This window comes from Prosthecobacter sp. (assembly GCF_044222345.1).
Lineage (GTDB): Bacteria > Verrucomicrobiota > Verrucomicrobiia > Verrucomicrobiales > Verrucomicrobiaceae > Prosthecobacter.
On sequence record NZ_JBGANL010000156.1, the window covers coordinates 1 to 2,634 of the forward strand.

Below are 2,634 nucleotides of genomic sequence, written 5' to 3' on the forward strand. Positions count from 1 at the left end.
AAGAACCAAGAACAAAGAACCAGGAACTGAAGTCTTCCGTCCCGAAGCGGGAAAGTTTCCGCCGTTGGAGAAAGCGCACGCGTATCGCGGCGAACTCACCTTTGTCGATCATGCGAACCGTCGCGGCAGCCTCCGCGTGAGATCACCGGGCATCTTCCGCACTACCGCTCCGAATCCGTTCGCGCTGCTGCCGTATGCCATTGTGCGATATCAAGGTGCGCCGGCGGATCTGCGGGACATTCCGCTGGGAACCATGCTGCATGTCCGCGCGTTCCTGCCGCCCGATCCAAAGACTTCGTCCGTGCCTGTCTTGCCGGTGAACAGCCGCGAAAAAACAAAGGCTGGCAATCTCGGCACCGCGCCCGCAGAGAATCACGTCTTGTTACTCGAAGATGAGCCCAGCCGCTGTCAGCGCGAAGGCCTCGTGTGGAAGTTGAAGGAACTGGAGATCAAGAATCTCGCGGGAACTCTCACCGCGACCTGCAGCGCCAAGAATGAAGCGAACAAAAATGCCAGCGATGAAGCGCTCACCTTCGATGCCGCCACCCGCGCCTGGCGTGGCCACGAATGTTTGCTCATCAAGAACCTCATCGACGAAGGCGCATGGCCTGCCGACGGAAAGAAGACGCTCAATGGGCAAGTCGTGCAACTCGGCCTCACCTGGAAGCCTACGCCCGGCGGTGTGTTCGGCCGCTTTCACATATCAGATATCTGGCTGGATGACGACGCGGTCCAAAACGCGACGCTTCGCCAGACCGAAACGCACAAGGCCTTCATCCGCGGCCGTTGGATGCCCGCATGGGTCGATGCAGTCGAGTATGGCAAGTTTGGTCGCGCCACCGTGACCGCGACGCTCTTCGGCGGCATGGACGCCTCGCTCTACGCGGACTTCAAACAAGGCGGAAATGCACTGATGAACGCCGTCGAGAACACGCTCAAGCACACCGAAGGCGGCACCGCCGGACCCACGCAGATGGCCGCTCGTGGCAAGCTGCTCGAGGTCACTCAACTGCCCGGCCAAGCGCCGCTCGGCAGCAGCGGCATCCAGATCAAGTTCGAGACCGATCTCATCACCGAAGGCATGCGCCCCACACGCATCGTCAAAGTTCGTCCCAGCGGCTGGCCGGATGTCCACTTGCCGCGCGAAGAGTATCTCGGCAACGGCGCCTCCAACATCGACGAGCGCTTTCCGAGTCCGGCCATCTTTCCGAAATACTGATCCTTATCCGACATCGTCATGGTTTGTGATTTTCAGCAGATTCAGGGAGGCCCGCAGATTATTCTAAATGACCAATCTGCTGGCCTCCTTGAATCTTGTATGTGGAGGAGTCCTGATTCCTGGCTGACAAAAGAGGAGGCTTGGAACTCGGGAGTGTTGGTGACGGCCAACACCCCCGAGAGCGAGTGAGACAGACCGACCTGAATCAAGGCCCTTTGAGGCCGACCCAGCAGCACGTTCGCTCACGCGCCAGGACAAGCTTGAACTCGAACAGTTGACTGAGCCTGCGCCAGGGCGACCCGGCGCGGCAGCTCGCATCACAAGAATGAAGTCCAGCAACTCAAACTCATCCCAACCATGAACACCCATCCTGCCTCCATAGGGGGCGTTGTCCACATCGGCGTGGATGTCTGTGCCAAATGGCTCGACATCCACGGTCTCAAACCCGGCACCGTCCAGCGCATGGCCAACACCAAGGCCGGACATTCCAAGCTCATCAACTCTCTGCCCGCCAACGCCCATGTCGTGCTGGAGGCCAGCGGCGGCTACGAACATGCGCTGTGGCTCGCCCTGCTGCACGCCGACAAGGCCGTCAGCCGCATCAATCCCGCCCGTGTGAGGCATTTTGCCAAGGCCACCATGAAACTCGCCAAGACCGACCAGATCGACGCGGCGGTGCTCAGCCGCTTCGGGCAGACGCTCAAGCCCAAGGCAGACCACCTGCCGGCAGACTGGGAAATGGAACTCGCCGATCTGGTCAGCCGACGTGAGCAACTGGTGGCGGCACGAGCCGTGCAGAAGACGCAATTGCATCAGATCACCCACGCCACGCTCTGCAAACAGGCCACGGCGCTGATCAAAACACTCGGCCAGCAAATCCGTGCACTTGAGAAACTCATCGCCGCCCTGTTGGCCCGGCCGGAGGCCAGCGCCAAGGCAAAACGCCTGCAACAGATGCAAGGCATCGCCTCGGTATCCGCCGCCACCTTGATGGCTGAACTGCCGGAACTCGGCTTGCTCAGCGATGCGTGCATCAGCTCGCTGGCAGGGCTGGCCCCGCATCCTCATGACAGCGGCCCGATGAGAGGAGAGCGGCACATCCAGGGTGGCCGTCACAAAGTGCGAAGAGTGCTCTACATGGCGTCTTTGCGCAGCGTCCGTCTCAACCCCGTGCTCAAAGCCTTCTTCCAGCGCCTCGTGCAACGCGGCAAGCCCTTCAAAGTCGCCATCACCGCCGTCATGCGCAAACTGCTCTGCGTCCTCAACAAATTGATCGCCTGCCCCAACTTCCAGCTTGCTCACTGACACAGTTGCTGCTGGAAGTGATCGCTGGCTTTCACAAGACTTAATGAGCGGAGGTATGACAAGGCTCTGATCAGCCCCTCACCTCACGCCCGCTTCCACGCTGCCACGCT

Annotated in this window: 2 protein-coding genes; both read left to right on the forward strand. The window is 60.4% G+C overall.

What is annotated here, in order from left to right:
• Positions 1–1,219, forward strand: a 1,219-nt coding sequence (locus ACILSL_RS27545) for a hypothetical protein (protein ID WP_395735277.1), incomplete at its 5' end; no start/stop codon positions are given.
• 357 nt (positions 1,220–1,576) lie between these two features.
• A complete protein-coding gene (locus ACILSL_RS27550) occupies positions 1,577–2,524 on the forward strand; it encodes an IS110 family transposase (RefSeq protein WP_395735278.1) in 948 nt (315 codons plus the stop codon).
• Positions 2,525–2,634 lie beyond the last annotated feature (110 nt).

Coding starts and splice junctions, on each gene's coding strand:
- ACILSL_RS27550 (WP_395735278.1), top strand. CDS start 1,577: ATGAACACCCATCCTGCCTCCATAGGGGGCGTTGTCCACATCGGCGTG.